Raw genomic sequence first — 25,430 nt, 5'->3', positions numbered from 1 at the left:
TCCGTCGTCGGGTCAGGCGGGTGACTGGGCGGCCTGCTTGATGCGACTGGTCAGCTCGGTGACCTGGTTGAAGGTGGAGCGCCGTTCGGCCATGAGGGTGCGGATCTTCTTGTCCGCGCTCATGACGGTGGTGTGGTCGCGCCCGCCGAACTCCCGCCCGATCTTGGGCAGGGAGAGGTCGGTGAGCTCGCGGCACAGGTACATGGCGATGTGGCGGGCCGAGACCATGGTGCGTGAGCGGTTGGCCGAGCACAGGTCGTCGATGGTGATGCCGAAGTAGTCGGCAGTCTGCGCCATGATGAGGGAGGTCGTGATCTCCTGGCCCTCGGGGTCGGAGATGATGTCCTTGAGGACCATCTCGGCCAGGGTCTGGTCGACGGGCTGCTTGTTGAGGGAGGCGAAGGCCGTCACCCGGATGAGTGCGCCCTCGAGCTCGCGGATGTTGGTGGTGATGCGCGAGGCGATGTACTCCAGGACGTCGAAGGGCAGGTCGAGGCCCTCGGCGGTGCCCTTGCGGGAGAGGATCGCGATGCGGGTCTCCAGGTCAGGGGGCTGGACGTCGGCCAGCAGGCCCCACTCGAAGCGGGAGCGCAGTCGCTCGTCGAGCCCACCGAGGGCCTTGGGGGGCTGGTCGGAGGTGAGGACGACCTGCTTGCCCGAGGAGTGCAGGGAGTTGAAGGTGTGGAAGAACTCCTCGAGGGTCGACTCCTTGCCCTGGAGGAACTGGATGTCGTCGACCAGGAGGATGTCAACCTCGCGGTAGCGGCGCTTGAACCCCTCCATGCGGCCGTCGTCCTGGTTGCCGTCACGCACGCAGGCGATGAAGTCTGAGACGAAGACCTCGGAGTTGACGTACTTGACGCGGATTCCCGGGTTGAGGGTCTGGGCGTAGTGGCCGATGGCGTGCAGGAGATGCGTCTTGCCCAGGCCGGAGCCGCCGTAGATGAACAGGGGGTTGTAGGCGCGGGCCGGAGCCTCGGCCACGGCCAGTGCCGTGGCGTGAGCGAAACGGTTGGAGGACCCGGTGACGTAGGTGTCGAAGGTGTATCTCGGATTGAGCTGGGAGACGTCATGGGCTGCGGTGGGCGTCAGCAGTCCGGTGGGGTTCTGGGCACCGGTGGTCCCGGGGCTGTAGGTGCCGGGAAGTCCCGACCTGGCGGGAAGGGAACCCGACATCGTCGACGGGGCCGAGGGGGCGGAGGCCTGGGAATGAGACATCGGTGAGGGGGTGGTCGCCGAGTACGGCGAGGGCTCTGCCAGCTGTTCGGCGTAAGCGGGCACCGTTGGTGCGGCCGGCGCAGCGGATATGGCCGACGCAGTGGAGGGACCCGACATCTGCGGTGAGACCGAGGGGGATGGAGAGGATGTCGGCGCGGGGGCGACAGTCGCCAGGTTGACGGGTTCGGGAGCCACAGGGGGCATGGGTGCGCGCGACACCTCTGAGGAGGTGTCGACCGTGACCTCCATGGGCATGGGGCGTCCCCAGACCTGACTGATGGCGGCGCTGATGGGAGCGCGCGCCTGCTCGACGATGTCCTTGGCGAAGGCCGATCCGACGACGAGGACGAGTGTGCCGTCGACATCGATGAGATGGGTCATGCGAATCATGGACATCTTGCCCTGACCCAGCTCTCCGGAGCTGGAGAGCACCTCAAGGGCTGAGAGCCATTTGGTGTTGGCGGCGTCGGGCACGACGGACTCCTGATCGGCACGGTGGGTGAACCCGGTGACTGCAGCCCGACCGACGCCGGCCAGGGCCCTGCGTCGATGATGACAGGGTTGTGTGGAACTGGCGAACCGGAAGGTCTTGACCGGGCGTCCCATCATGCTGGTTCTCCACAGCCTTGTCCACACCTGGGGACACAGAGAGCGATGGCTCACAGGCAGCGTTCAGAATAAACTCTGAAAACAGTATGTGTGAGTAGCTCCGATCAAGCGGTGCGAGCCCGCGGAATGACAGATGTGTAGCCGTTGACAGGGCTTCTGAGAAGATACACACAGATCAGTGAGTTATCCACATATCCGCAAGGTTGTGGACGGACTGCTTCCCACAGCCGTGGACACGGACCGGCTCGGTTGTGGATGACGTGTGAAGAGAATGTGGATGACGTCATCGGTCACAGTGGTCACAGTCGGCCACATTCGTTTGACCGGCAAGAGGGCCAAACGTAGGCTGTTGCAGACGTTCGCGCGGAGTCAGGTCCCGAACCATGGGGCAGCCGCACGAGCGACAGTGCCGTGAACCTCGCGATGCACTGTTCCGATCACCTCAAGCAGGAGTTAAGCCCGTGAGCAAGCGGACCTACCAGCCGAACAACCGTCGTCGTGCCAAGGTGCACGGCTTCCGCAAGCGCATGTCCACCCGCGCAGGCCGCGCCGTCCTCGCTTCGCGGCGCCGCAAGGGCCGCGTTCGCCTCGCCGCCTGAGGTGCTCGGCGCGGCGCACCGATTAGCGCGGGGTGAGGACTTCACTACCGCGATTCGTCGGGGTACGCGTTGCGGGAACCGCAGGCTGGTCGTGCACTACCACGCCGGCGGGAGAGGGGATGACTCCCCGGCTCTCGTCGGCGTCGTCGTGCCCAAGAAGCAGGTCCCGCTGGCGACCCGCCGCAACCGCGTCAAGCGCCGGGTGAGAGCCCTCATGGCACAACGGGTCGGGTCCCTCGAACCAGGAGCCCGCGTCGTCGTGCGCGGACTGGCAGGTGCCGACGGCGCCGACAGCAGCACCTTGGGACGGGACCTGGATCGGCTTCTGAGCCGGTGCCGGGAGCATCAGACCGAAGGGCGCCGGCGGTGAGCCGGCCGGGCGAGGGTGAGCGATGAACGGATGGTTGGCGCGAGTCCTCTTGGCTCCAGTGCGTTTCTACCAGCGCTTCATCTCTCCGGCTCTGCCGGCCTCCTGCCGTTACTACCCCACGTGCTCGGCCTACGCCGTCACGGCGCTGGAGGTGCACGGTCCGATCAAGGGCACGCTGCTGGCCCTCTGGCGTCTGCTGCGATGCAACCCGTTGACCCCCGGTGGAGTCGATCATGTCCCGGACAAGGGGCAGTGGCGATATCACCACCCCCGTGACGTTCCGAGGTTCACGGTCGAGGATCCCTGATCGATCCCGTTGAACCGATGGTTACGACGTCGGCTCAGTCCTTGAGCTCACACTGATACCGCTCTCGCACGAGAACCCTCATACAAGGAGTACGGATGGACACGTTGCTATGGCCCCTCAAGGTGGCGGTGGCCTGGGTCATGGTCACGATCCACAAGGCCCTGGTCCTTGTCGGGTTCCCCGACGGACCGGGTGTCGCCTGGGTGCTGTCCATCATCGGTCTGACGATCGTGGTGCGGCTGCTCATCATGCCGCTGTTCGTTAAGCAGATCCGCGCCTCGCGCGGAATGCAGCTCCTCCAGCCGGAGCTGCAGGAGCTGCAGGCCAAGTACAAGGGCAAGAAGGATCCCGAGTCGCGCCAGCGCATGAACGAAGAGATGATGGCGCTCTATCGCAAGCACGGGACCAACCCCATGGCCTCCTGCCTGCCGATCCTGGTGCAGATGCCCATCTTCTTCGCCCTCTTCCGCGTGCTGGCCTCACTGGGCGCTGTCGCCAGCGGCAAGTACGGCCGCCCCTCGATCGGCCCGCTCACGCAGCAGCTGGCCGAGCAGGTCCAGAACTCCAGCGTCTTCGGCGCCAGCCTGTCCTCCTCCTTCCTGAGCAGCTCCGACACGCAGGTCAAGGTCGTCACGGTCGCCATGATCATCATCATGTCGGTGACGCAGTGGTACACCATGGCGCAGCTGTCGATGAAGAACATGTCGACGGAGTCCCTCAACTCCGACAACCCCATGATCCGTTCCCAGCGGATGATGCTGTACGTGATGCCGGTGATCTTCGCCGTCTCCGGCGTCAACTTCCAGATCGGTGTGCTCGTTTACTGGGTCATCTCCAACCTGTGGACCATGGGGCAGCAGTACTTCACCATCCGCAACATGCCCGCCCCCGGCAGCGAGGCTGAGAAGAAGTACCGCGCCCGCATCAATGCCAAGCGGGCGCGCAAGGGCCTGCCCTCCCTGGAGGAGGAGGAACGGGCCGAGGCGGTCGCCAAGGCCGAGGCCGAGGGCCGTACCGGAGGCCAGCGGGTGCAGCCGGTGCGCAAGAACCGGCAGAAGAAGTCCGGCGGTCACGGCGAGTCTCGCAGTGAGACCTTTGCCTACGGCGCCGATGACTCCGATGTCGAGCAGCTCGAGGACGGATACGAGGAGAAGGACTCGACGTCGTCCAAGAGTGGTGGCCTCAGCGATGAGGAGATCGCTCGACGTCGTTATGAGCGCCGAGCTCGCCAGCGGCGCGAGGCGGCGGCCCGACGCAAGGCCCAGGCCAAGAAGAAGCACAACCGCTGACGCGTGCTCAGCGGCGAGAAACCCGGTTCCCATCACAGATACGGATGACATTATGAGTGAGCAGCACAGTAACGACTCCTCCCAGCAGTCAGCGGAGGAGACCGTGAGCAGCCCCGTAAGCAACACCGTCTCGCGCCTCGAGGAGGAGGGCGAGATCGGTGCCGACTACCTGGAGGAGCTCCTTGACATCGCCGACCTGGGCGGTGACATCGATATCGACATCGATCACGGGCGAGCCTCCATTGCCGTGGTCGCCTCCGAGGAGGGTGATGAGCGCGAGCTCGCCGACCTCGTTGGACGCGACGGAGAGGTGCTGGAATCCGTTCAGGAGCTGACCCGCCTCGCGGTTCAGGCACGCACCGGCAACCGTTCCCGTCTCATGCTCGACATCAACGGCTACCGCGCTGATCGTCGTATCGAGTTCACCAAGGTCGCCCAGGAGGCGGTCACCAAGGTACTCACCTCGGGAGAGGCCGTCAGCCTGGAGCCGATGAACCCCTTCGAGCGCAAGGTGTGCCACGATGTCGTTGCCTCCGCCGGGCTGGTCTCCGAGTCCGAGGGAGCTGAGCCTCACCGATACGTGGTGGTCCTGCCCGCCGATGAGACGGACGAGGAGGGCGTCGACGAGGCCGACGTCACCGAAGATGCGGCTGACGACTCCGCTTCGGAGCAGTCCTGAGCATGAGTGAGGAGCAGCGGGCCCAGGTGGAGGAGCCGACGGCGGAGATGCGGGAGATCTTCGGGGTCTCCTTCTCCGCGGCGGAGCACTTCGCGCAGATGCTCGCTGAGGAGGGTGAGCTGCGCGGTCTTGTCGGGCCGCGTGAGCTTCCCCGCCTGTGGAGCCGGCACATCGTCAACTCGGCAGCCGTCGTCCCCTTCCTGCCGGCCCGGGGAAGCGTGGCCGATGTGGGTTCCGGCGCCGGCTTTCCCGGTATTGTCGTCGCGCTGCTGCGACCCGACCTCGATGTGACGCTCATTGAGACGATGGAGCGGCGCACTCAGTGGCTCTCCGACGTCGTCGAGGAGCTGGACCTGGACAACGTGACCATTCGGCGGGCTCGGGCCGAGGAGGTCAAGGACCGCTATGACGTGGTGACGGCTCGCGCGGTGGCGAACCTGTCCAAGCTGGTGCGGCTGACGGCGCCGTTGCTCCGCCCGGGGGGTGCCCTGCTGGCCCTCAAGGGCATGAGGGCACAGGACGAGGTCGACGACGCCAAGTATGTCATTAAAAAGGCAAAGTTATCAGTGGCTGTCGTTCATGAGGTTGTCACCGCCGGTGACGAAAAGACAGTTGTCGTTGAGATCCGCCGCCCGAAGAACCGTTGAGATACGGCGCGCGTTCGGTGTAACGCGTAAGGATCGACCTGCTCGCGTAGACTCGTAACTGCCCGACTGGCTCGGGCTGTTGGGTCACCGTCCGAGGAGAAGCAGGTTTGTCCGGATCGTCTATCTTCGATCAGCTCCAGGCCGAGCACCTCGCGTTAGACGAGGTAGCGGGTGGAGAGTTCCCACATCCCGAGCGGACTCGTGTCATCGCAGTCGCCAACCAGAAAGGTGGCGTCGGAAAGACATCGACCGCAGTGAATCTTGCAGCTGCTTTAGCTGAAGGCGGGTTGCACGTCCTGCTTATCGACGCGGACTCACAAGGAAATGCCTCAACAGCACTGGGGGTGGAGCACGACGAGGACAGTGCCTCCATTTACGACGTCCTTGTCGATGCGATGCCCATCAAGGACGTTGTCGCTAAGACGCGATTCTGCGAGTCCCTGTGGTGCGTACCCGCGACTATTGACGTGGCCGCTGTTGAGATAGAGCTCATCTCCACCGCTGAGCGGGAGTCGCGTCTTCGGCGTGCGCTTGTGGACTACCTGGTTTCACGTGAAACCGACGGTCTGGAACCCCTCGATTACGTCATCATCGATTGTCCACCGAGCCTCGGCATTATGACGATTAATGCCTTCGTCGCTGCGGATGAGGTTCTCATCCCCATGCAGGCCGAGTACTACGCTCTCGAGGGACTTGCCCTGTTGACGCGCTCCATTGACAGGATCGCACGCATTCACAATCCGGGACTGGGAGTCTCCATGATTGTGCTCACCATGTTTGACGGACGGACCACCCTGGCACGTGAGGTGGAGTCTGAAGTTCGTTCCTATTTCCCTGATGCGACGCTGGACACCAAGGTGCCACGTTCCATCCGTGTTGCCGAGGCCCCCTCCTTCGGTGCTCCCGTGGTGTTCTGGGATCCCCGGTCCACCGGCGCAATTGCGTACAAGAAAATGGCTCGTGAGGTCGCTCTGCGGGGCGCTCCCCGAATTGAAGGCGAGGAAGCCTGATGGCTCAGAAACGGCGCGGACTCGGACGGGGTCTGCAGGCGCTGATTCCAGAGGCGCAGAAGGAGAAAACGCCTGCTGCGTCTCGTCCTTCCGATGTGTTCTTCCCTGAATCGCGGAAGGACGAGTCGCGTCATGACGATGCGGCTGCTCATACCGAGCATGTCGCCCCGGAGCCTGAGCCGGCTTCGGAAGCACGGAGCACTCACGATCTGACTGCTGCTCTTCTGGCTCCTTCTCAGCGGAAGCGTGGATCCAAGGGTCGCTCGGCCCGTTCGACGACCGCATCCAAGACGACCGCACAGAGCAAACAGACGACGTCGGTTTCACGTGAAACCACGCCGAATTCGAAGGCTGCGACTCAGACGGAGGAGAAGAAGGCCTCGAAGGCATCGTCGTCGGCCAGCTCCGCGAAGCGGACTCGTTCAGCTGCCAAGGCTGCTCCCAAGCCTGTTGCTAAGAAGGCTACGGAGACTGTGTCCGCTCCGGTGGAGGAGCCGCCGCACGAGACTGTGGTCGTCGAGGATGAAGTGACGGAGGTGTCAGTCCCAGAACCGACTACAACGCCAGCCACTCCTGATGTTTCACGTGAAACGGAGGAGGAGCAGCCTGCGGTGACCGATAGCGAGCTCTCCGGCTCTGAGAATGAGCAGTCCACAGAGACTCCGTCGTCGGATGCCTCTGATGGTGGGCATACCGAAGTTGCCGCGGAGACCGATGGCGAGCATGACGCAGCGGATGCTGATGGTCTTGTCCCCGTGCCGGGAGCCCGTTTCGCTGAGATTCCGGTGGAACTGATCCATCCGAATCCCCGCCAGCCTCGTCAGGTCTTCGATGAAGAGGACATCTCCGAACTGGCGGCCTCGATTGCAGAAGTGGGTCTCCTGCAGCCGATCGTGGTGCGGCAGGTGCCGACTGCTCCGGGTGAGGAGCTGGGGTATGAACTCATTATGGGAGAGCGTCGTCTTCGTGCTTCCAAGGAAGCAGGCCTGGAGACGATTCCAGCAGTCGTTCGGGACACGGACGATGTCGACCTCTTGCGTGATGCACTGCTGGAGAACCTGCACCGTGTCCAGCTCAACCCCTTGGAAGAGGCCGCGGCTTACCAGCAGCTTTTGGAGGACTTCCAGTGCACTCACGCGGAGCTGTCTGAGCGAATCGCCCGGTCACGTTCGCAGATCTCCAATACCTTGCGCCTCATGAAGCTGCCCCCGTTGGTGCAGCGCCGGCTCGCAGCGAATGTCATTTCAGCGGGACATGCCCGCGCACTTCTGGGCCTCCCCAATGCGGCCGAGATGGAGCGACTCGCTCAACGCGTGGTGGCCGAGGGGCTTTCGGTGCGTGCGACGGAGGAACTCGTCGCCCTCCACGAGGAACCCGAGCCGGGACCGGATCAGCCAAAGGTACTGCGTGCTCGGAGTACCCCTCTCCCGGCCCTCTCGACTCGACTGTCCGATGCCTTCGACACCCGCGTGAAGGTGACACGGGGAGCGAAGAAGGGACGTATCACCATTGAATTCGCCGGAGATGAGGACCTCGCTCGTCTGGTCGATGCACTAGCGCCTGGGACATCTCTCGACGAGGAATAGCCTGAGCTCATAGTGTGAGCACGGTGGGGCCGAGACATTGAATGTCTCGGCCCCACCGTTGTCTCTGTTCGCTGGGGCGAATAGGGGACGCTGTGGGTGGGGGGGCCTCGTGTTTCACGTAAAACCAGCATGCGCCTGTGTGTTCTTCGACGATATCAGGAGGATCAACAGGCGCAGCGAACGCTACAGAACTTGGTTGTCGGTGGTTTCGAGGTCTCACGTGAAACACGTGAGTGTGCATCTCAGCGCGCATCTATTGGTCGTCGTCATAGGGGACGGATAGGGCGGTTTAGCGTACAGCGCCGGAATCGGATCATCATCAGTATCCGCGAGGTTTCACGTGAAACAGGTTCACGTATCACTGTTGTTGCTGCGATGCCGACGGGCACAGCAAAGCGTGGCGCTGGAGTCGGAACTGTAGTGCTCCCAAGGTTTCACGTGAAACAAGGGAATCAGAGCCTATAGGGCCTTGGGGTGTACCGAGAGATGGTTGACGCTCGGTGATATGGATATGGGATCACATGCTGACTGAACGGCTCACGCTGGACGGCCGGAGCGTTGCGACATCAGCAGGTCTGGTGTGGTAGCGGATGAAGCCTCACCAGGATGATCTGTAGGGAGCCCTGCAGGCTACGCCTCAAGACACCCGATGGGACATCCATGCTCCTGTTCAGATGCTCCCGCATAGTGGTGGCGGGTACCCGACAGAACGCAGCGTAGGGAGTGGGAAATCCGATGACGCTCTCAAGCGTTCCGGTCTTGTCTACAGGTATGTCCTTGCGGGTCCAGCTGTTCCGGGAAAGGAACGCAGTTCCCTTTGGTTTCACGTGAAACCGAGGCGCGCCCTGCCCCATTCTCTCGGGGTAGGGGGCGGGTGTTCTCGGTGAGCCCCACTGCCTGGGCGTTGCAGACAGCTCGTGTGGAGAACACCGACTTCTCATCGCGCACCTGACCTACGTCGATATGCGGGCATTGATACGCGGTGCAGGAACCGTATTGGAGAGGTCAAGGCGATGCAGTCTCACGTGATGCCAACGGTTTCACGTGAAACCCAAGGCGGATGGTGCTCATCAGTACAGGGTAGGGGTGGGTTGTCCTGGCGCCCGTCATGATCAGCATCCTGGCTGACCCCTCTCTTTGATGTGCTGACTTGTTACCTCCGTCCGTCACCGAGGTTGAGACTTGTGTGCGGGTGCGCTTTCTAGAACCTGTGGGTCGGAAGCAGTGAGGTCATGCAGCGTACTGTGACACTGGCAGTTTCACGTGAAACAAGGAGAGAAGAAGCGGTGGCACTCTTCCTTCAGACTCCTCAGATGGAATTGAATCGAGTTCAGATGAGGCCCACACCGTCGGGTGTGATGATCCGGCGATCCAGCCCCCTTCGCCAGGAAGAGAGACCGGCACTGCCCTCACGTAGAAACAGTACTCAGGCCAGAATCGAGCTCTGTGTGTGCAAGGCCTGCGGTCGAATGATGCTGTGGGCATCGGGTAGGTGTGCCCGTGAGGTGGATCAGCACGAAGAGAGCCGGGCTCTGGTTCCCTCGAATCGCGCGCTAGACATCAAGGAAGGACAGGCGATTCACGTGCTTCTGCGCGTACGGAGGTACGACCGGTGCTCTATTGCGGTACGCGGGGAACCTCTGTGGGGTTTCACGTGAAACCAACGGTGGGTATGGCTACCGCTCTTCTTTCGAACTCACACCGGCGGGCGGGTTCGAACTCGCGACCCCTTCCCCAGAAGAAGAGAACGGTCCCCTCGTCGCGTACGAAGACGGCTCAGATCTGATGCTGATCTACCAGCGAGCGAGGACTGCTACCAGACGACGATGTCTTCATGGAATTGAAGGCCTACCGTGGAGATGCGTCTGCACGATGAAGAGTCTGGCTTTAGCCCCTCCTCGATTCACATGCCGTGTATTAAGAAGGGACAGCTCATCCATCGCTTCGATATGCTCCGGCAGAATGTCCTTTGCGTGTGGGCTATAGCGCTTAGTGCTTCTGAGCAGGTTTCACGTGAAACCATGGAGAACAACAGAGTGCGAAGGGCTTCGACACGTGCCGTTGCGTGTCAACGGCGTAAGACCTGTTTCGCAGGAGTGGGGCGGAGTAGGTGTCGCTCATGGCATCTTGAGCAGGAGCTCGTCTGTGGAGGCGAGACGCATTGCAGGGATAACGGAGACGCCGGCTCCAGTCGAGGAGTCCATCATCTATAGTGCACGGATTCAGGACCTCTCTCTGTGTTTTTCACGTGGGTGCACTCCCCGATGGTGGGCGCAGGGTAGTCCTGTTTCGAACGCTGGCGTCATATGGCTTCCGGAGAAAGGGGCAGGAGTCAGGCGACCAAGACCGGGGCCGGGCCTGGCGAAAGCTTCGAATACGCGGGCGGAACAGCAGCCGCCAGATTGCAACGAACGTCAGTACGGTCGCGCTGTCCGGGATGATGGTGCCCCGAACGTAGCCGCTGTTCTTGAACGCCTCGGCTCCTGGGAGAGGTTGTTCCTCTCAGGGTTCGGAGGACCCCAGCACGAGCCGTCTCGCATGTGGTGACGAGATCTCCGTCCTGGTTTGCACTGTGAGGTCCTCTCCCCGCAATCAGGCGACCATATCCCCACGTTCAGAGGCGCGCATTCGGTGATGCCTCGGGCCCCGCCTGGTTTCACGTGAAACAAGGAAGGCCATGTCGACTGTTCATACTGGGTGCCGACACATGCCCGGGCCTCTCTTTACTGGAGAGACTGCCGTCGCCTCTGCCGAAACCGATGGGGCGTGCCTTCCATGCAGGACCGCGCCAATCTCTTCAGTCTTCTTCGCCTTCTAGTGTTCTGGACATCCGCTATCTGAATGGGAACACAATGCACTCCGAATGCGTGTCTGAGCTTCCTGAGCATCAATGAGTTCGCTAACAGGGCAGGACATGACGCAGCCTTCGGAGGACGGGCACAGGCGTTGTGAAGGCACGTGAGGCCCTGTCGGACGATACGGTTGACTCCTGGTTTCACGTGAAACCAAGCCAGCCGGTCTGTATTCATCAGCGCATGACGACGATTGAGACGCTCATCCATCGTCGATAGGGCCTCCGCTTCCCGATGTAGCGCGGGTGTTGAGCGCGCACCGAAAAGAGGACGGGTGGGCGAGGATGCGAACGGTATGAACTCGAAGCAGGTCGTTCTACGGGCGAAGGAAGCGAACCTCCTGCAAAGGGCATGGGCGTGCGGAAGTCGCGGAATCAGGTTTCACGTGAAACCAGGGAACCCCGCCTGCACTCATGCTCGTCCTCTTATCGTCTCGATAATATCGCCATGCCGATGAGGCAATGTAGGAAGCTCCTGCGAGAGTCAACCCCTACCCCGCTCGGGGTTGATGTGCTCCAATGAGGGGGAAGGTCTCGCTTCAGGGAGCGATGACCGACAGCTACCTGCTCTGGTTTCACGTGAAACCAGAGACCGTGTTGCTACCGTTGATGAAGTATCCCGGGCCAAGCAACGAGTGCTGTCAATATCGACAGAATGTCGCCGTGGGGCGGTGGCAGAATATGGCGGTGGCTCCACTCGATATGAGTGGAGCCACCGTTTCACGTGAAACTGAGCCGGAGTTACGGATGAACCAGCGGGTTCCTCACCAACGCGTCATACAGCTCGTCTAACGATCCCTCTGCTTCGGCCGCAATGGGCAGCAAGGACGTCTCTGTCATTCCTGGAATGACGTTGACGTCAATGAACCACGGCGTCCCGTTATCGTCGAGAATGAGGTCGGTTCGTGAAAGGTTACCCAGTCCAAGGGTGGTGTGCACCGTGACAGCAGTGGCTTTCACCGTCTCGATGACCTCGTCATCCAGCCGAGCAGGGACGAAGTACTCCGAGCGGCCAGGGTTGTACCGTGCGTCAAAGTCATACTGTCCATCGGTGACTACTTCGACGGGGGGAAGCGCACGTGGCCCCTCTCCTGTATCGACAACGGAGACCGCAAGTTCCGTCCCGGCGACATAACGCTCGATGAGCGCGCGCTCATCGTAAGCGAAGCAGGCCACCATCGCGGTGCGCAGCACATCTGCCGTCGATGCGTAAGAGACACCGAGGCCAGAACCCCCCTGATGGGGCTTCACCACCACCGGAAGTCCCAGATGACCTGCGACGACGGAGAGAACCTCCTGCGCTCCCAGTTGACTGAAATAGGATTGTGGAAGCGTCAACGAATCAGGAGTGATCACTCGTCCGGTGCGGACGCTCGCTTTTGCCGTCGGTTTGAAGGAGGCCCGTTGGCAGCCGTCTGAGTGTGTGCCGACATACGGCAGCCCCAGGGAGATGAGCACATTCTGCAGGCCCCCGTCCTCGCCGGGGCCGCCATGGACCAAGGGCCAGACGACGTCGGGTCCGAAGGTCTTGAGTGATCCAATGGTGCGTGCGTCGATATCCAGGACGAGGACGGTATGCCCGAGGTGCTTGAGCACCTGGGCGACACGATGCCCTGAGCGCAGGGAGATGTCGCGCTCGTGGCTCAATCCGCCGGCGAGGACAGCGATACGGAGTGGAGACTGGTTCATCGTCAACCTCAGATCTGGTCGGGTGCGGGCGCGTGGACGCCTTCGGACGGATGGGGACTGTGGGTGGGGCCGAACAGATTCAGCAGCTCGAGATCACGGGTCACGACGCCGGATAGCCTCCGCACTCCTTCGCGGATATCAGCCGGTTCGGGATAGCAGAAGGACAGTCGCAGATGGTCCTGCCCCGCCCTACCACCGGCGTAGAAGGCGGTCCCGGAGACGTAGGCAACCAGGCTGGTGACCGCGCGTGGCAGCATGTCCTTGGCGTCGAGTCCCTCCGGAAGCCGTACCCACACGTAGAAGCCGCCATCGGGGACATTCCAGTGGCACATGGGCAGGAACTCTTCCAGCGCCGACACCATGGCGTCGCGTCGCTCCTGGTACATGGCACGGAAGTCCACAATCTGCTGCTTCCAGTCGAACTGGTCCAGGTACATGGAGATCGAGAACTGGCCCATCGACGACGGACACAGGATGGCTGCCTCTGAGGCCAGCTTCATCTTCTCCCGCACGGCCGGTGGAGCCACGGCCCAGCCCACGCGGTATCCCGGAGCGAAGATCTTGGAGAAGGACCCCAGGTAGACGACGTCGTCGGGCGCGAGGGTCTTGAGCGCCGTGTAGGTCTGCCCCTCGAAGCCCAGAAGACCGTAGGGATTGTCCTCCACGATGAGGATGTGGTGGCGCCGGCAGATCTCGATGATCTGCGGACGACGCCCCTCAGTGAGCGTCACTCCGGCGGGGTTGTGGAAGTTGGGCAGGCAGTAGAAGAACTTGATGCGACGCCCCTCCCGCTCGAGGCGGATGATCATGTCCTCCAGGGCCTCAGGGATGACACCTTCGGCATCAATGGGTACCTGCTGCACGTCGGCCTGGTAGGTCGCGAAGATCGACAGTGAGCCGACGTACGTGGGTGCTTCGGTCAGGACGACGTCGCCGGGGTCGACGAAGAGCTCGGCGATGATGTCGACGGCCTGCTGAGAGCCGGTGGTGACGATGACGTCCTCCGGGTCGGCTCTGATGCCCTCCAGAGCCATGACCTCAGTGATCTGCTCACGCAGCTGTGGCATGCCCTGACCGTTCCCGTACTGCAGCGCCCGGCCGCCGTCCTCGCGGATCATCCGCGAGGTCGCCTCGGCCAGATGCTCCAGCGGGAGGTCCTTGAGGTTGGGCATTCCGCCGGCCAGCGACACGACCTCGGGACGTGAGGCGACGGCGAACAGCGACCGCGTCTCCGAGGCACGCAGACCGTGGGCTCGTGCTGCATAGCTGTCCAGCCACGGATCGAGTCGGTTGCCCTTCACCTGGTTACTGCTCTCACTCACCTGAGGTCCTTCCCTGGTCGCCACTGCTGCGTCCGTGGACCCAAGTCTGCCACGGACGCAGCAGTGTTCAGGAGCCGGCGCGGCCAGGAGTATTCCGCGATGTTTCACGTGAAACACGGGAATCGCTGCGCGTGGGTCAGGACGACGAAGCAGCCCGGACAAGGACGCGCCGCACATCGTGGGCACGATGTGCGGCGCGGTGAGGAGCCTTGCGTGTCGGCGCCGGTCAGCGCCTCAGGGCGCGCTCCTCAATGAGGGCTCGCAAGGGAGCCTCCTCGTTGTCGATCGTCTCCACCTTCTGGGGCTGAGCGAGCAGATCGGCGACGACGTCGGGAGTCTCCGGCTCGCTCCCGAGTGCCTCGGCCACGGTCTGCGGGAACTTCGCGGCCTTGGCGGTCTCCATGACGAGGGTGGGGAAACCGGGCTCCATGACACGCAGAGCGACTGTGACGCCGTCGGCCGTGTGCGGGTCGATGAGGCGCCCGGAGCGCTCCTTGACGCTGCGGATGGTCTCCAGCCGGTCGGCGTGTGAGGACGTGCCCGCCACGAAGCCGAACTCCTCGCGTAGCCGCGGGAGCTGATCGCGCAGGTCGAGCCTTCCGGTGGCCTCCAGCTCCGCCCAGCGCTGCTCGAAGGCCTCCGGCCCCAGCAGTGCCCAGATGAAGCGCTCCAGGTTGGAGGCCTTCGAGATGTCCATTGACGGGCTGGAGGTGGCCAAGGTGTCCTCCGCTGAACGTGGCCGGTAGACGCCAGTGGTGAAGAACTCCTCGAGCACGTTGTTCTCATTGGTGGCCAGGATGAGACGGCGGATCGGCACCCCCATGGACCGGGCCAGGAAGCCGGCGTAGATGTTGCCAAAGTTGCCCGAGGGCACGCACACGTCGACGCGGTGGTCGGCGCGACGCCCCTCCTCCACCGCGTCGGTGATCCTCAGCCAGGACCACACGTAGTAGACGGCCTGTGCGGCGATCCGACCGATATTGATGGAGTTGACGGCGCCCAGGTGATGGGCTGCCTTGAAGCTCGCGTCATTGCTCAGCGCCTTGACCAGCGCCTGGCAGTCGTCGAAGACACCGCGCACCGCGATGTTGTGAATATTGGCGTCCTTGAGGGTGTACATCTGGGCGCGCTGCACCGGGCTCATGCGGCCGGCCGGCGAGAGCATGAAGACACTGACGCCCTCCTGTCCCCTGAAAGCGTGCTCGGCCGCTGAGCCGGTGTCGCCGGAGGTGGCTCCCAGGATGTTGAGGACCTGGCCGTGCTTGGCCAGAACATAGGGAATCGCCTGCCCCAGGAACTGCATGGCCAGATCCTTGAAGGCCATGGTCGGTCCCTCGGACAGGCCCACAAGGGCGAGACCGTCGGCGACGTCGTCGAGCCCGGTGACGGGAACGACCGGCTGCGGGAACCGCTCCTGGCCATAGGCGGCCCGGGTCAGCGCGGCGAGGTCATCCCGGGGAATGTCCGTGGCGAACAGGCCGATGACCTCCGTGGCCAGGTCGGCGTACCCCAAGGACCTCCAGGCCTCGATCTGTCCGGTAGTCAGAACGGGCAGCCGGTTGGGTACCGCCAGGCCTCCATCGGGTGCCAGGCCCGCCAGAAGAACGTCCGTGAACCCGGCTGCCGCCATCTGGCCACGGGTGGAGATGTACTGGGTGTGCTGCATGTGCCGCCTTCTTGCCGTGTCGCATGCCCTGGTGCCGCGTGCGATTCCGGTGCGATTCTACGGGGCGGTGGCGGCGGGTGACAGATGCGGTGACGACCGCCTGGCGGCGAGACCAGACATCAGACAACCGGTGGGACAGGACATCGGCCCCGCCGAGACACCTGGAGGGGTGCTCGGCGGGGCCGATGCGTGAAAGTGAGAGAAAAGGACGGGGCCTCGGGCTCAGGCCAGGACCTTCTCCACCTCGGCCTTGAAGGAGGCCTTCGGACGTGAGCCGCTGAACTGGTGGAAGACCTCGCCGTCGCGCACCACCGCGAAGGTCGGGATGGAACGCACGCCGTAGGAACGGGCCGTGGCCGGGTTGGCGTCCACATCGACCTTGACGAACTTGACCTTGCCACCGAAGTCGGCGGCGACCTCGTCCACAATCGGCGCCATCTGGCGGCAGGGACCGCACCACTCGGCCCAGAAGTCAATGACGACGGGCACCTCGGACTTAAGGACCTCCTCCTCGAAGGTGGCGTCGGTGACGGCGAGAGCCTGGGACATGATTGTTCTCCTCGAACGTTGTGAATGGGTGAGTCGGGAAGGGGCGGAGCCTGCCCGCCTGTGCCGGGTGGAGGGCGCTACCCTCAGGCCTGCAGAGTGGTCAGGTAGTGCTCGGCATCCAGGGCGGCGCGGCAGCCGGATCCGGCCGCCGTGATCGCCTGCTGGTAGGTGGGGTCGGCGACGTCACCGCAGGCGAAGACCCCGGGAATGCGGGTTCGCTGCGAGGGCACTTCGACCTTGATGTAGCCGGCCTCGTCGAGCTCGAGGACGTCGGCGACGAGCTCGCTGCGTGGCACCTGACCGATGGCGACGAACAGGCCCGTGGCCTCGATCTGGCGGCGCTCCCCGGTGACGGTGTCCTCCAGGGTGACACCGGTCAGCGAGTCCTCACCGTGAAGCTCGACGACTCGCGAGTTCCAGGCGAAGGAGATCTTCGGGTCCTCCTGAGCGCGCTTGGCCATGACGGCCGAGGCGCGCAGCTCATCGCGGCGGTGGACCACCGTCACGGAGCGGGCGAAGCGGGTCAGGAAGGTGGCCTCCTCCATGGCCGAGTCCCCACCGCCGACGACGACGATGTCCTGGTCCTTGAAGAAGAACCCGTCGCAGGTGGCGCAGTAGGACACACCGTGGCCGGAGAGGCGCTCCTCCCCGTCGATCCCCAGGTGCCGGTACTCCGAGCCGGTGGAGATGATGACCGTGCGGGCCTCGTAGACACCATCGGAGGTGGTGATGCGCTTGACGTCGCCCTCCAGCTCGAGAGCGGTGACGTCCTCATAGCGGATGTCGGTGCCGAAGCGCTCGGCCTGCTCCTGCATCTGGTTCATGAGTTCGGGGCCCAGGATCCCCTCGATGAAACCGGGGTAGTTCTCCACCTCGGTCGTGTTCATCAGGGCGCCGCCTGCAGTCACCGAACCGGCCAGGACGACCGGATTGAGCTGGGCACGGGCCGCGTAGATGGCGGCTGTGTAGCCGGCGGGACCGGAGCCGACAATGACGACGTCGTGAATCATGACTCTCCTGACGAGCGGATGGGGGCCGCAGTGTGCGGTCACTTGGGGTAACTGGTAATCAATACGGCCTGTTCCCGGAGAAGATCTTATTTGAGTGTGATCTCCGTCATTGTGGCCTTGTAGTTGTCACGCGTTTCCGTCCTCTTCAAGTTTTGGGGAAGCTGTGTGATTCGAATGACGATGGTGTTGACCTCTTCAGGCTTATCGATCTTCAACGTGGTGTTACCTGCAGTGAAGGAGTTCGTAGCGAGTATCGTGCCATTGGCGTCCGATGCGTGGACCTCGACCTGACCTCCCTCACTGGTGCCCTGAAGATCGATCTCTGAGACCTTGGCTGGGTTCTTGAGCTTGATCTCAATGTCGACCGGCTCCGTGTCAGGAGTTGCCGAGTAATGAGAGGACCACTCATTACTCGTGTCGCCATCAGCGAGGAATCCAGCTTGCGAGGCAGCGAAGTTACTGGAGTTGTCCACAACGCTGACGCCGGCGATCTCGGGTGTGGCCGGGGGTGCCTGGGTCGCGGGCTGCTGCCCGCCACCGTCGGCCTGTTGAGCACTGGCCGAGGGAACGGTGTCAGCGGCCGCACGGTCCTTGTCCGCGAAGGGGATGCCGATCGTCTGGTACACGATGTAGCTGGCCACCACCAGCAAGACGATGACCATCAGGGCGAAGGTGACCAGGACCGAGCTCGTCGTGCGCTGCTCCCGGCGAGCGGCCTCGGGGTCGATCTCCTCGTCCTCGTCGTCCTCGAAGGCCGGGAAGCTGCCGGTGAAGGGCTCGGCCGGAACCGGCGCCGGCCCGGGGACGGTCTCCGAAGCGGTTGACAGGACATTCGGGATCGGGTTCGTCGGCCCGGTGACCTGGACGTAGACGTCGTCGGCGGACTGCTCCTGCACGGCCGTCGGTTCGGGCCGCGGATCAGGGATCGGCGTGGTCGGTGCTGCGGTAGCGGAGGCGGCCTCCATGACGGTGGTCTGCTCCGCAGGTGCATCGGTGGCGGCGGGCACGGATGGTGCCGGCTCCGGCTGAACCGGCGCAGGTGCCGTCTGCCCTGCCGAGGCGCTGACCGTGGCGCTCTTGCCGGCGCCACTGCGCCGCAGCCTGTCCAGGACTCCGCGAGCCGCGCTGGCGACACCGGCTCCCGCGGCACTGACCGCGGCCGTCGCACCCGCGGTGGCGCTGGCGCCGGTGCCACCGCCACCAGTGCTGCCGCCGCTCGATGCGGGGCGCTGGGACGAGGGGACCTGTGTCGGGCCGGACTCGTGGTAGCCGGTCACCTGGTCCCAGGTGCCCAGTGAGCGCGCCACCTCCGCCGAGGAGATGGGGGGCTGGCTGCTCCAGGTGCGTTCGCACAGCTCATCCAGGACCGGGTCGATTCCCGGCACGAGCGTGGAGGGCTTGACCGGGACGCCACCCAGGCGTGGTGCGGAGGGAATGCCGGGGCGCTTGCCCGGCCACCGGCCGGTCAGACCGTAGTAGAGGATCTCCACCAGGGAGCGGGCGTCGGCACGGTCGGCGGCCGACGGGTCATGGCCGGCGACTCGGTTCTCCAGATCGAGGGCGGCGGCCTCGATTCCCAGGCCGCTGACCTTGACCGTCCCGTCGGGAAGAACGCGGATGGACTCGGGAGACAGGTTGAGGTGATGCAGGCCCCTGCGGGCGCCGGCGTCGAGCGCCTGCGCCGTCTCACCGATGATGGCGCGCGCCTGCGCCGGGGGCATGCCCCGGGAGACCAGAGAGGAGAAGGTGCGTCCGGTCAGCGGCTCGGTGACGATGACGGAGGGCTCGGCGCGCTCGACGTCATAGACCTGCTGAAGACGCTGGTCCTCAACCAGCACTGCCCGGCTGGCCGACTCCAGGACGTTGTCGCGATGAAGCGTCGCGTCGGTGAGAACCAGGATCGTGACGTCTCGATCCAGGATCGTGTCGACGCCGCGGTGCCTGACAATGCGCGGCAGAGTGGTGGACAGCGTTCCCAGGAGCCCGTAGCGACCACTGCCGATAGGCGTCGCCTCCGACATGCGTCTCCTTCCTTGAGATGGTTGTCCCTCTGAACCAGTTGCCCCCATCGTAACTGTCTGAGGGCTCCGGACCGGGGTGATGTGGCCCGTGTGGGCAGAGGTGTGTGGCGGGTGGGGAGCGGACTGCCCTGTGGCCACCCGGGAAGGGGGAATGCTGGCCGGCAGCGACGGCGGGATACTCCCGGGGGCGTTGGGCGGGACGTGCCCCGGGGTCTGCCAGTGGTGGGAGGAGCCGGCCGTGGCATCGGCGCTCGTGGGCGGTGGTGGTGGCGCAGCCTGTGAAGGGGCCTGCGGGGGTGCCGGCGGCGGCGCGAGCGGGTGGCCCGCGATGGCCTGAGACGGGTGACCGCCCGCGTGCTGCGGCCCCATTTGACCCGGCTGTCCCCAGGAGTGGGTCTGTGTCTGAGTCGGCGGCGGGGGTGCGGGCGGCACCGCCCGAGCGCCGCCGGAGGTGTAGCCAACAGCACCATGCGCCGTCGCGTCCGTCGAAACGCCTGAGGGGCCTGAAGCCGCCTGAGCCGGTGGTGGCGGCGGGGGTGCCGGTGTCTGAACGGCGGCCATCTGAGCAGTCGCCTGAGCCGGTGGCTCCGGCGGTGACAGCCAGGCCGCCGCCGCCAGGACCGCTCGTCCGGGTGCGCCGGGCAGACGACGGCCGACCGTGGACAGGATCCGGGAGAAGGGCCGGAAGGCGACCGTGATCTCCTCGATCCTGACAATGCGCCCCATCAGCAGGTAGATGAGCGACATGACGGTGGCGACGACGGCGATGTGCCCGAGTGCCGCGGACATGTTGGCCAGGGAGGAGTCGGCGTCGATGTCGCCCAGCATCGCGTTGAGCAGGAGCCCGACGACCACCGCGGGCGCCACCGCCATGATGAGACGCAGGTGAGTGGTGACGATCCTGCGGCCGTCGAGGCTGGGCAGGTGGGAGCGCATCATGGGGATGACCACCACGCAGCCCCCGATCTGGCTGATCGTGTTGGCCGCGCCCGCCCAGGTCATCCAATGGTTGGCCGGAGCGACGAAGTAGGCCAGGACGCACAGGATCACGGGGATGACGCCGACGACGACGTCGGCCAGCAGCAGCCGCTTGGTGTCGGAGTAGGCCAGCATCACCCGCTGGGTCCCGAACCAGATCCCCTGCGGGATGATGCCCAGAGCCAGAGCGATGAGCATGGGGGCGCTGGCCTGGGCCTCGGGCAGGGAGATCGAGGGGGTGAAGAGCTGAAGGGCCGGGACGGACAGGACGCAGATGCCCGCAGTGGCCAGCACCGTGAAGACACCCGCCGAGCGCAGCCCCAGGGAGAGGTCCTCGCGCACGCCGGCGGCGTCCCCGGCTGCGGCCTTCTCACTCATACGGGTGAACAGGGCGGTGATGATGGAGGTGACCACCAGGGACTGGGGCAGCATGTACACCAGGTAGGCGTTGAGCCACATGGTCGTCGAGGGCACGATGACGTCCGCGTACTCGGGCTGCTCGGAGGCCGTGACCGCGTAGGAGCCCAGGTTGGAGGTGATCCAGTTGCTCAGGCTGGCTACGCCCACCCCGGCCAGCGCCCACAGGGCCACCTTGACGGTCTTGCCCAGCCCCAGGCCCCGCACCCCGAAGATGATGCGCGGCCGGAACCCGGAGCGCACCAGGGGGATGTAGAGGATCAGCGCCTGAACCGCGATGCCCAGGGTCGTCGTCGCCCCGATGAGAGTGATCCGGCTCCCGTCCCAGACATCTGCTCCCTCACCGGTGGTGTAGCGACCGTAGAGATGGAGATAGAACAGGATCGATGCGATCGAGATGATGTTGTTGAGCACCGGGGACCACATGTAGGGCCCGAAGCTCGAGCGGGCGTTGAGCACCTGCCCCCACAGGGCGTACAGGCCGTAGAAGAAGACCTGCGGCATGAACCAGAACGCGAAGGCGAAGGACAGCGTGCGCCACTGCCCCTGAGTCAAGGAATTGGCGTTGAGGGTGAAGATGAGGGGCGCGGCCGCGGTCGCGATGCACGTGACCGCCAGCATGAGTGTGGCCGCGGCGGTCAGGAGGCGATTGACGACCTCCTCGCCGTTGCGTCGTCGCAGCGCCTGGACGATCTGCGGCACCAGGATCGCGTTGAGGATCCCGCCGATCATCATGTTGTACAGGTACGTGGGCAGGTTGTTGGCCGTGTTGAAGGCGTCGGCGGCGCCCGAGCCGGTGGCGCCGAGCGCCATGACGATCAGGGCGTTGCGCACCATGCCCAGGATGCGGGAGACCAGGGTCCCCGAGGCCATGATGGCCGAGGACCGCGCCAGGGATGCCTGGCTGCGCCCCTGGGAGGAGGAGCGCCCGGTCCGTACACGTTTGATGATGCTCATGCCGTCTCCTGTGCAGCCGGGGCCACTGCGGTGCGGCGGCCTCGTCGTACTGTCCTCACCGTACCGATCACCACGATGGAGACCAGGACCCCGACGATGACGCCGGTGCCTCGGCCCTCCCAGTCGGCGCGCACTCGCATGTTGACGGTGGTGGGTGTGCCCACGGTGGTGCCATCGGCGGCAAGCACCTGCACCGTCAGACCGACGTCGCCCGAGCCGACGGCCTGGATCGGCACCGTGACCTTGGCCTGCTGGTGAGCCGGGACCCTCACGGTGGTGGTGCGTGGGACCTGGAGGCGCTTGTTGTTCGAGACCAGGTAGACCTGGACGGTGACGTCCTGACTCAGGGAGGAGGTGATGCGCACCGGCAGCTGCGCCTCGGAGCTGATGACGTTGATGGTCGACGACGGTACCGCGGCCAGTGAGGAGGTGACGTTGGCCCCGGAGGCCTCGGCGGCCGGAATCTGGGCACTGCGGGTCTTGGGATCGGCCCGCCAGGATGCGGAGGAGACGACGGCCTCCAGGTCGGTGTAGTCGCCCAGCAACGCGGCCGGTTCGGAGAGCACCGAGGAGATCGACTGCAGGGTTCCGGCCGTACGGCCGGCAGCGGCGAGGGTGTCGGTGGACAGCTCGTCGTCGTCGATCACCGTGTCCGACAGCTCGGTGCGCTCGATCCGAGAGGTGCCCTCGTTGACGGCCGTGACCTCCTCCTGGGCCCGCTCCTGGAGGGCGCCCAGGGACTGGGAGCTGGCCCAGGGGACCGAGCGCAGGGCGGCCACCCTCTCCCGCACGACCGATGACTGCACGCCGGAGGCGGCCTGGCGGGGCATCGCCACGACGATGTCTCGTTCCAGCGTCGGGGCCTGGCGGGCCAGGATGGCACTGTTGCCGCGCAGCAGCTGGCGGGTGTCGAGCTCGGTCGCCTGGGCGCTCTGGGCAGCCTGGGGGTTCGAGGAGCTCTGGTCGGGGGCTGTGGGCTTGGCGCCCTCACCGGTGAGTGCCTCTGACAGTGACTGCTCCGGAATCAGGACCGCGTGATCCCCGGAGGCACCCAGACCGGAGGGGGTGTAGGTGAGCTCGTCGGGCGGAGGCAAGGACTCCGGTGAGGCGATGATGGTCGACGCCGGCTGTGCCAGCGCATTGACCGTGGTTTCGTCCGCGACGCTGGAGGCCAGCCAGGTCAAGGACGTCGGGGCCCCCACCTTGACAATGGCCGACTCCTGGGTGCGCCGTGCGGCGGTCTCGATGAGGCTCGTCTGCTGCAGATGCGCCAGGGCCGCGGTATCGGAGTCGCCCCAGGGCAGAGCCACCAGGCTGTTGGTGTGGATGGCCCGCGCGAGAGCGGCGGAGAGCTGGATCACCTCTTTGGAGGCGTGAGACGCCTTGTCCGACGGTGATGTCGTGGCGGTGCCCCCCGACTGCGGGGACGGGGTGGCGCTCGCCGAGGGCTCCGTCGTCGACGGTGCGGACGGGGCCGATGACGCGGAGGAGTCAGCGCTCTGGGGTGTCTGAGGGGCGGCATCCGGCGTCGCGGGCTGGGAACCGCCGTTGCGGTCGGCCTGCTCGAGGCTGGCCTTGGTGACGCCGAGGGCCTCGACCAGCGCCGGGTCGACGGCGGCGACGATGCCGTCACCGGCCATGCTCACCAGACCGAGGACTCGGCTGTGGATGCGGTTGAGGGCCTCCGAGCGCTCCTTGGTGCGCGGACCGGCCAGCACCGCCATCTCCTGCGCGGAGGCGGTGACCGGCAGGAAGACGGTCATGCGCACCGGTGCGACGGAGGCGCCACTGTCCCACACCAGGATGCTGCGGTCCTGGGCCAGGGAGACGTCCTGGGCCGCCAGAGTGACGGAGACGCCGCGCGGCCCCCACTGGTCAGTGCTGCTCAGCGGCAGCTCGCCAGCGGGGATGGTGATGGAGAACTGGGTGACGCCCCCGGGTTGGAGGTCGTGCCCCAGGGGGACCGTGACCGGGTCCGACAGTCCCGACTCATCAGTCTCGGTCAGCCACGTGCTCAGACCCCGACTCGTGGCCTCCGTGGATCGCTGCACCCTGGTCACCAGGTCCGCCCCGGTGATGGCCTGACTGGTTCCGTTGGTGACGGTGCCGGTCAGAACGAGGTCCTGGTCGGTGTGCAGCACTTCGGGGGCCAGGGCGTCGATACTCACGGTCACCTGGTTGGTGGTCTTCTCGCTCGCCGCCGCCGGGGCCGATGAGGAGGCCGTCGTCGTGGACGGCGTCGCCGGGGCGAGCGGAGCGACGTCGGCGGAGAGCCCATCGGACTGCGCGACCAGGATCGCGTTGGCACCCTGGTCCGCCTCGGCCGTGGGCAGAGCGATCACCGGCCACATCACCAGGCCCGCCACACCCAGTAGGGCGGCAATGGTCACCATCGCCCTGCTCCGCAGCCGGGAGCCCAGCGTGGTGACCACCTTCGCGCACAGATAGGTGGTGCCCGTCATCCATCCCCCACGAGGATGTCCCAGGCCGCGGCCACGATACGGCGCTCATTGGGGTAGGCCAGGCGGTGGGAGACGTCGTCGAGGGCGACCCACTCGACGTCCTCGGCCTCATGGTCCGGATCGTTCTCCGTGGTCAGCGTGCCGCTGACCGCCTCCAGCAGGAAATGGTGCACCACCTTGTGGACGCGGTGCTCGTGGCCGGCGAACCAGTAGTCGATGGTCGCCAGGTGCCGAAGAACTCGACCGGTGATCCCGGTCTCCTCCATGATCTCGCGGACTGCGGCCTGCTCGGGGGTCTCAGTGCCCTCCAGGTGCCCCTTGGGCAGGCACCACTCCAGCCGCCCGCCCCGGTTGCGCCGAGCGATGACCGCGGTGAAGGCCTGCCCGTTCTGAACGTCGACGACCAGGCCGCCGGCGCTGGTCTCGTTGACGATCGGCAGGGCGCGCGCACCCGCCCGGTGGGCCGGGTTTCCGGCGCGGGGCGTGCGAGTGCGTGGAGAGGGCATGGGGACACTCTAGGGCGTTCGGACCGCCGAACGCCTCTGGCCGAGTACGTCGTCGCACACAACTGCGCCGTGCGCGGACGGGTGTGAGGACGGCGGCGGTCGGTGGCGGCCGTGGCCGCGGTGCGGGATGGTCCTCACCACAGGGATGCTGAGGCCGACGACGACGGCGCGCCGGTGAGGGTTCATGGCAGGCTTGGGCCGATGACTGCGCACCCCGCTCCCGCCGATCCCGTCAATCCTACGGACGACTCCGCTGAGAACCGGGGCCTGACGCCCAAGGCCCGTCAGGCACTCGAGGGTCTGCCCCCCGCCCTGGCGGCCCTGGGGTACGCCTTCGTGCGCGCCGGGCACGAGATCGCCCTCGTCGGCGGACCCGTGCGGGACGCCTTCCTCGGCGTGGCCCCCCACGACCTGGACCTGACCACCTCGGCCCGCCCCGAGCAGACCGAGAAGATCCTGGCCGCCTGGGGTGAGACCACCTGGGACGTGGGCCGGGCCTTCGGCACCATTGGCGCGCGCAAGGGCTCCACCATCGTGGAGGTCACCACCTACCGCACCGAGGCCTACGAGGTGGGCTCGCGCAAACCCCAGGTCACCTACGGCGACACCCTCACCGGGGACCTCACCCGCCGCGACTTCACCGTCAACGCCATGGCGCTGCGCCTGCCCGACCTCGAGCTCGTCGACC

17 protein-coding genes and 1 pseudogene are annotated in these 25,430 nt (G+C 65.2%); 9 read left to right on the top strand and 9 right to left on the bottom strand.

The window, feature by feature from the left end:
• Nucleotides 1-12 precede the first annotated feature (12 nt).
• Nucleotides 13-1,692, bottom strand: coding sequence for a chromosomal replication initiator protein DnaA (dnaA, locus tag BKH28_RS06005; RefSeq protein ID WP_075417970.1), 1,680 nt, complete (start codon nucleotides 1,690-1,692; stop codon nucleotides 13-15).
• A gap of 596 nt (nucleotides 1,693-2,288) precedes the next feature.
• On the opposite strand from dnaA, the gene rpmH reads away from it, so the two are divergent.
• The 8 genes from rpmH to BKH28_RS05965 all read left to right on the top strand — a co-directional run bounded on the left by rpmH (nucleotide 2,289) and on the right by BKH28_RS05965 (nucleotide 8,314).
• Entirely contained in the window at nucleotides 2,289-2,426 is a 138-nt protein-coding gene (rpmH, locus tag BKH28_RS06000; RefSeq protein WP_003788507.1) for a 50S ribosomal protein L34, read from the top strand.
• A 1-nt stretch (nucleotide 2,427) separates the two neighbouring features.
• On the top strand, nucleotides 2,428-2,796 hold the full coding sequence (rnpA, locus tag BKH28_RS05995) for a ribonuclease P protein component (protein WP_075417937.1): 369 nt from the start codon (nucleotides 2,428-2,430) through the stop codon (nucleotides 2,794-2,796).
• 22 nt (nucleotides 2,797-2,818) lie between these two features.
• Nucleotides 2,819-3,103: a membrane protein insertion efficiency factor YidD gene (gene yidD, locus BKH28_RS05990; RefSeq protein WP_075417936.1), complete on the top strand. Its 285-nt coding sequence runs from the start codon at nucleotides 2,819-2,821 to the stop codon at nucleotides 3,101-3,103.
• A gap of 95 nt (nucleotides 3,104-3,198) precedes the next feature.
• The gene (gene yidC, locus BKH28_RS05985; protein ID WP_075417935.1) at nucleotides 3,199-4,392 is read left to right on the top strand and encodes a membrane protein insertase YidC; all 1,194 of its coding nucleotides are present in this window, start codon (nucleotides 3,199-3,201) and stop codon (nucleotides 4,390-4,392) included.
• A 52-nt stretch (nucleotides 4,393-4,444) separates the two neighbouring features.
• The gene (locus BKH28_RS05980; protein WP_075417934.1) at nucleotides 4,445-5,071 is read left to right on the top strand and encodes a protein jag; all 627 of its coding nucleotides are present in this window, start codon (nucleotides 4,445-4,447) and stop codon (nucleotides 5,069-5,071) included.
• Between the two features lie 2 nt (nucleotides 5,072-5,073).
• Nucleotides 5,074-5,718 (top strand): 16S rRNA (guanine(527)-N(7))-methyltransferase RsmG, encoded by a 645-nt coding sequence (gene rsmG, locus BKH28_RS05975; RefSeq protein ID WP_075417933.1) that lies wholly within the window; start codon nucleotides 5,074-5,076, stop codon nucleotides 5,716-5,718.
• 107 nt (nucleotides 5,719-5,825) lie between these two features.
• Nucleotides 5,826-6,728 (top strand): ParA family protein, encoded by a 903-nt coding sequence (locus tag BKH28_RS05970; RefSeq protein ID WP_003788519.1) that lies wholly within the window; start codon nucleotides 5,826-5,828, stop codon nucleotides 6,726-6,728.
• On the top strand, nucleotides 6,728-8,314 hold the full coding sequence (locus BKH28_RS05965; protein WP_075417932.1) for a ParB/RepB/Spo0J family partition protein: 1,587 nt from the start codon (nucleotides 6,728-6,730) through the stop codon (nucleotides 8,312-8,314). The genes BKH28_RS05970 and BKH28_RS05965 overlap by 1 nt, the downstream gene beginning before the upstream one ends.
• Before the next feature lie 3,592 nt (nucleotides 8,315-11,906).
• Here the strand turns inward: BKH28_RS05965 and BKH28_RS05960 are convergent.
• The 8 genes from BKH28_RS05960 to BKH28_RS05925 all read right to left on the bottom strand — a co-directional run bounded on the left by BKH28_RS05960 (nucleotide 11,907) and on the right by BKH28_RS05925 (nucleotide 24,742).
• Nucleotides 11,907-12,854, bottom strand: a complete 948-nt coding sequence (locus BKH28_RS05960; RefSeq protein ID WP_075417931.1) for a D-alanine--D-alanine ligase family protein — start codon at nucleotides 12,852-12,854, stop codon at nucleotides 11,907-11,909.
• A gap of 8 nt (nucleotides 12,855-12,862) precedes the next feature.
• Complete coding sequence (locus BKH28_RS05955; protein WP_075417930.1) at nucleotides 12,863-14,176, bottom strand: PLP-dependent aminotransferase family protein; 1,314 nt, start codon at nucleotides 14,174-14,176, stop codon at nucleotides 12,863-12,865.
• Nucleotides 14,177-14,402: 226 nt separating this feature from the next.
• On the bottom strand, nucleotides 14,403-15,842 hold the full coding sequence (gene thrC / locus BKH28_RS05950) for a threonine synthase (RefSeq protein WP_075417929.1): 1,440 nt from the start codon (nucleotides 15,840-15,842) through the stop codon (nucleotides 14,403-14,405).
• Nucleotides 15,843-16,064: 222 nt separating this feature from the next.
• On the bottom strand, nucleotides 16,065-16,391 hold the full coding sequence (gene trxA, locus BKH28_RS05945; RefSeq protein ID WP_075417928.1) for a thioredoxin: 327 nt from the start codon (nucleotides 16,389-16,391) through the stop codon (nucleotides 16,065-16,067).
• 83 nt (nucleotides 16,392-16,474) lie between these two features.
• A complete protein-coding gene (gene trxB / locus BKH28_RS05940; protein ID WP_075417927.1) occupies nucleotides 16,475-17,401 on the bottom strand; it encodes a thioredoxin-disulfide reductase in 927 nt (308 codons plus the stop codon).
• A gap of 86 nt (nucleotides 17,402-17,487) precedes the next feature.
• The gene (locus BKH28_RS05935) at nucleotides 17,488-21,774 is read right to left on the bottom strand and encodes a murein biosynthesis integral membrane protein MurJ (RefSeq protein ID WP_075417926.1); all 4,287 of its coding nucleotides are present in this window, start codon (nucleotides 21,772-21,774) and stop codon (nucleotides 17,488-17,490) included.
• Nucleotides 21,771-24,236, bottom strand: a complete 2,466-nt coding sequence (locus BKH28_RS05930) for a DUF6049 family protein (RefSeq protein ID WP_075417925.1) — start codon at nucleotides 24,234-24,236, stop codon at nucleotides 21,771-21,773. Before BKH28_RS05930 ends, BKH28_RS05935 begins: the two co-directional genes overlap by 4 nt.
• Nucleotides 24,233-24,742 (bottom strand): NUDIX hydrolase, encoded by a 510-nt coding sequence (locus BKH28_RS05925; RefSeq protein WP_075417924.1) that lies wholly within the window; start codon nucleotides 24,740-24,742, stop codon nucleotides 24,233-24,235. Before BKH28_RS05925 ends, BKH28_RS05930 begins: the two co-directional genes overlap by 4 nt.
• A gap of 201 nt (nucleotides 24,743-24,943) precedes the next feature.
• Between BKH28_RS05925 and BKH28_RS05920 the strand changes: the two are divergent.
• Nucleotides 24,944-25,430: pseudogene (locus BKH28_RS05920) on the top strand (CCA tRNA nucleotidyltransferase); the annotation flags it as partial.

Source organism: Actinomyces oris, from assembly GCF_001937665.1.
Classification (GTDB): Bacteria; Actinomycetota; Actinomycetes; order Actinomycetales; family Actinomycetaceae; genus Actinomyces; species Actinomyces stomatis.
This window is presented reverse-complemented; position numbering and strand designations above follow the sequence as displayed.

Excerpts from the sequence above, each read along its gene's own strand:
- yidD (WP_075417936.1), top strand. The coding sequence starts at position 2,819 with ATGAACGGATGGTTGGCGCGAGTCCTCTTGGCTCCAGTGCGTTTCTAC.
- yidC (WP_075417935.1), top strand. The coding sequence starts at position 3,199 with ATGGACACGTTGCTATGGCCCCTCAAGGTGGCGGTGGCCTGGGTCATG.
- BKH28_RS05980 (WP_075417934.1), top strand. The coding sequence starts at position 4,445 with ATGAGTGAGCAGCACAGTAACGACTCCTCCCAGCAGTCAGCGGAGGAG.
- rsmG (WP_075417933.1), top strand. The coding sequence starts at position 5,074 with ATGAGTGAGGAGCAGCGGGCCCAGGTGGAGGAGCCGACGGCGGAGATG.
- BKH28_RS05965 (WP_075417932.1), top strand. The coding sequence starts at position 6,728 with ATGGCTCAGAAACGGCGCGGACTCGGACGGGGTCTGCAGGCGCTGATT.
- BKH28_RS05960 (WP_075417931.1), bottom strand. The coding sequence starts at position 12,854 with ATGAACCAGTCTCCACTCCGTATCGCTGTCCTCGCCGGCGGATTGAGC.
- thrC (WP_075417929.1), bottom strand. The coding sequence starts at position 15,842 with ATGCAGCACACCCAGTACATCTCCACCCGTGGCCAGATGGCGGCAGCC.
- trxA (WP_075417928.1), bottom strand. The coding sequence starts at position 16,391 with ATGTCCCAGGCTCTCGCCGTCACCGACGCCACCTTCGAGGAGGAGGTC.
- trxB (WP_075417927.1), bottom strand. The coding sequence starts at position 17,401 with ATGATTCACGACGTCGTCATTGTCGGCTCCGGTCCCGCCGGCTACACA.
- BKH28_RS05935 (WP_075417926.1), bottom strand. The coding sequence starts at position 21,774 with ATGAGCATCATCAAACGTGTACGGACCGGGCGCTCCTCCTCCCAGGGG.
- BKH28_RS05930 (WP_075417925.1), bottom strand. The coding sequence starts at position 24,236 with ATGACGGGCACCACCTATCTGTGCGCGAAGGTGGTCACCACGCTGGGC.
- BKH28_RS05925 (WP_075417924.1), bottom strand. The coding sequence starts at position 24,742 with ATGCCCTCTCCACGCACTCGCACGCCCCGCGCCGGAAACCCGGCCCAC.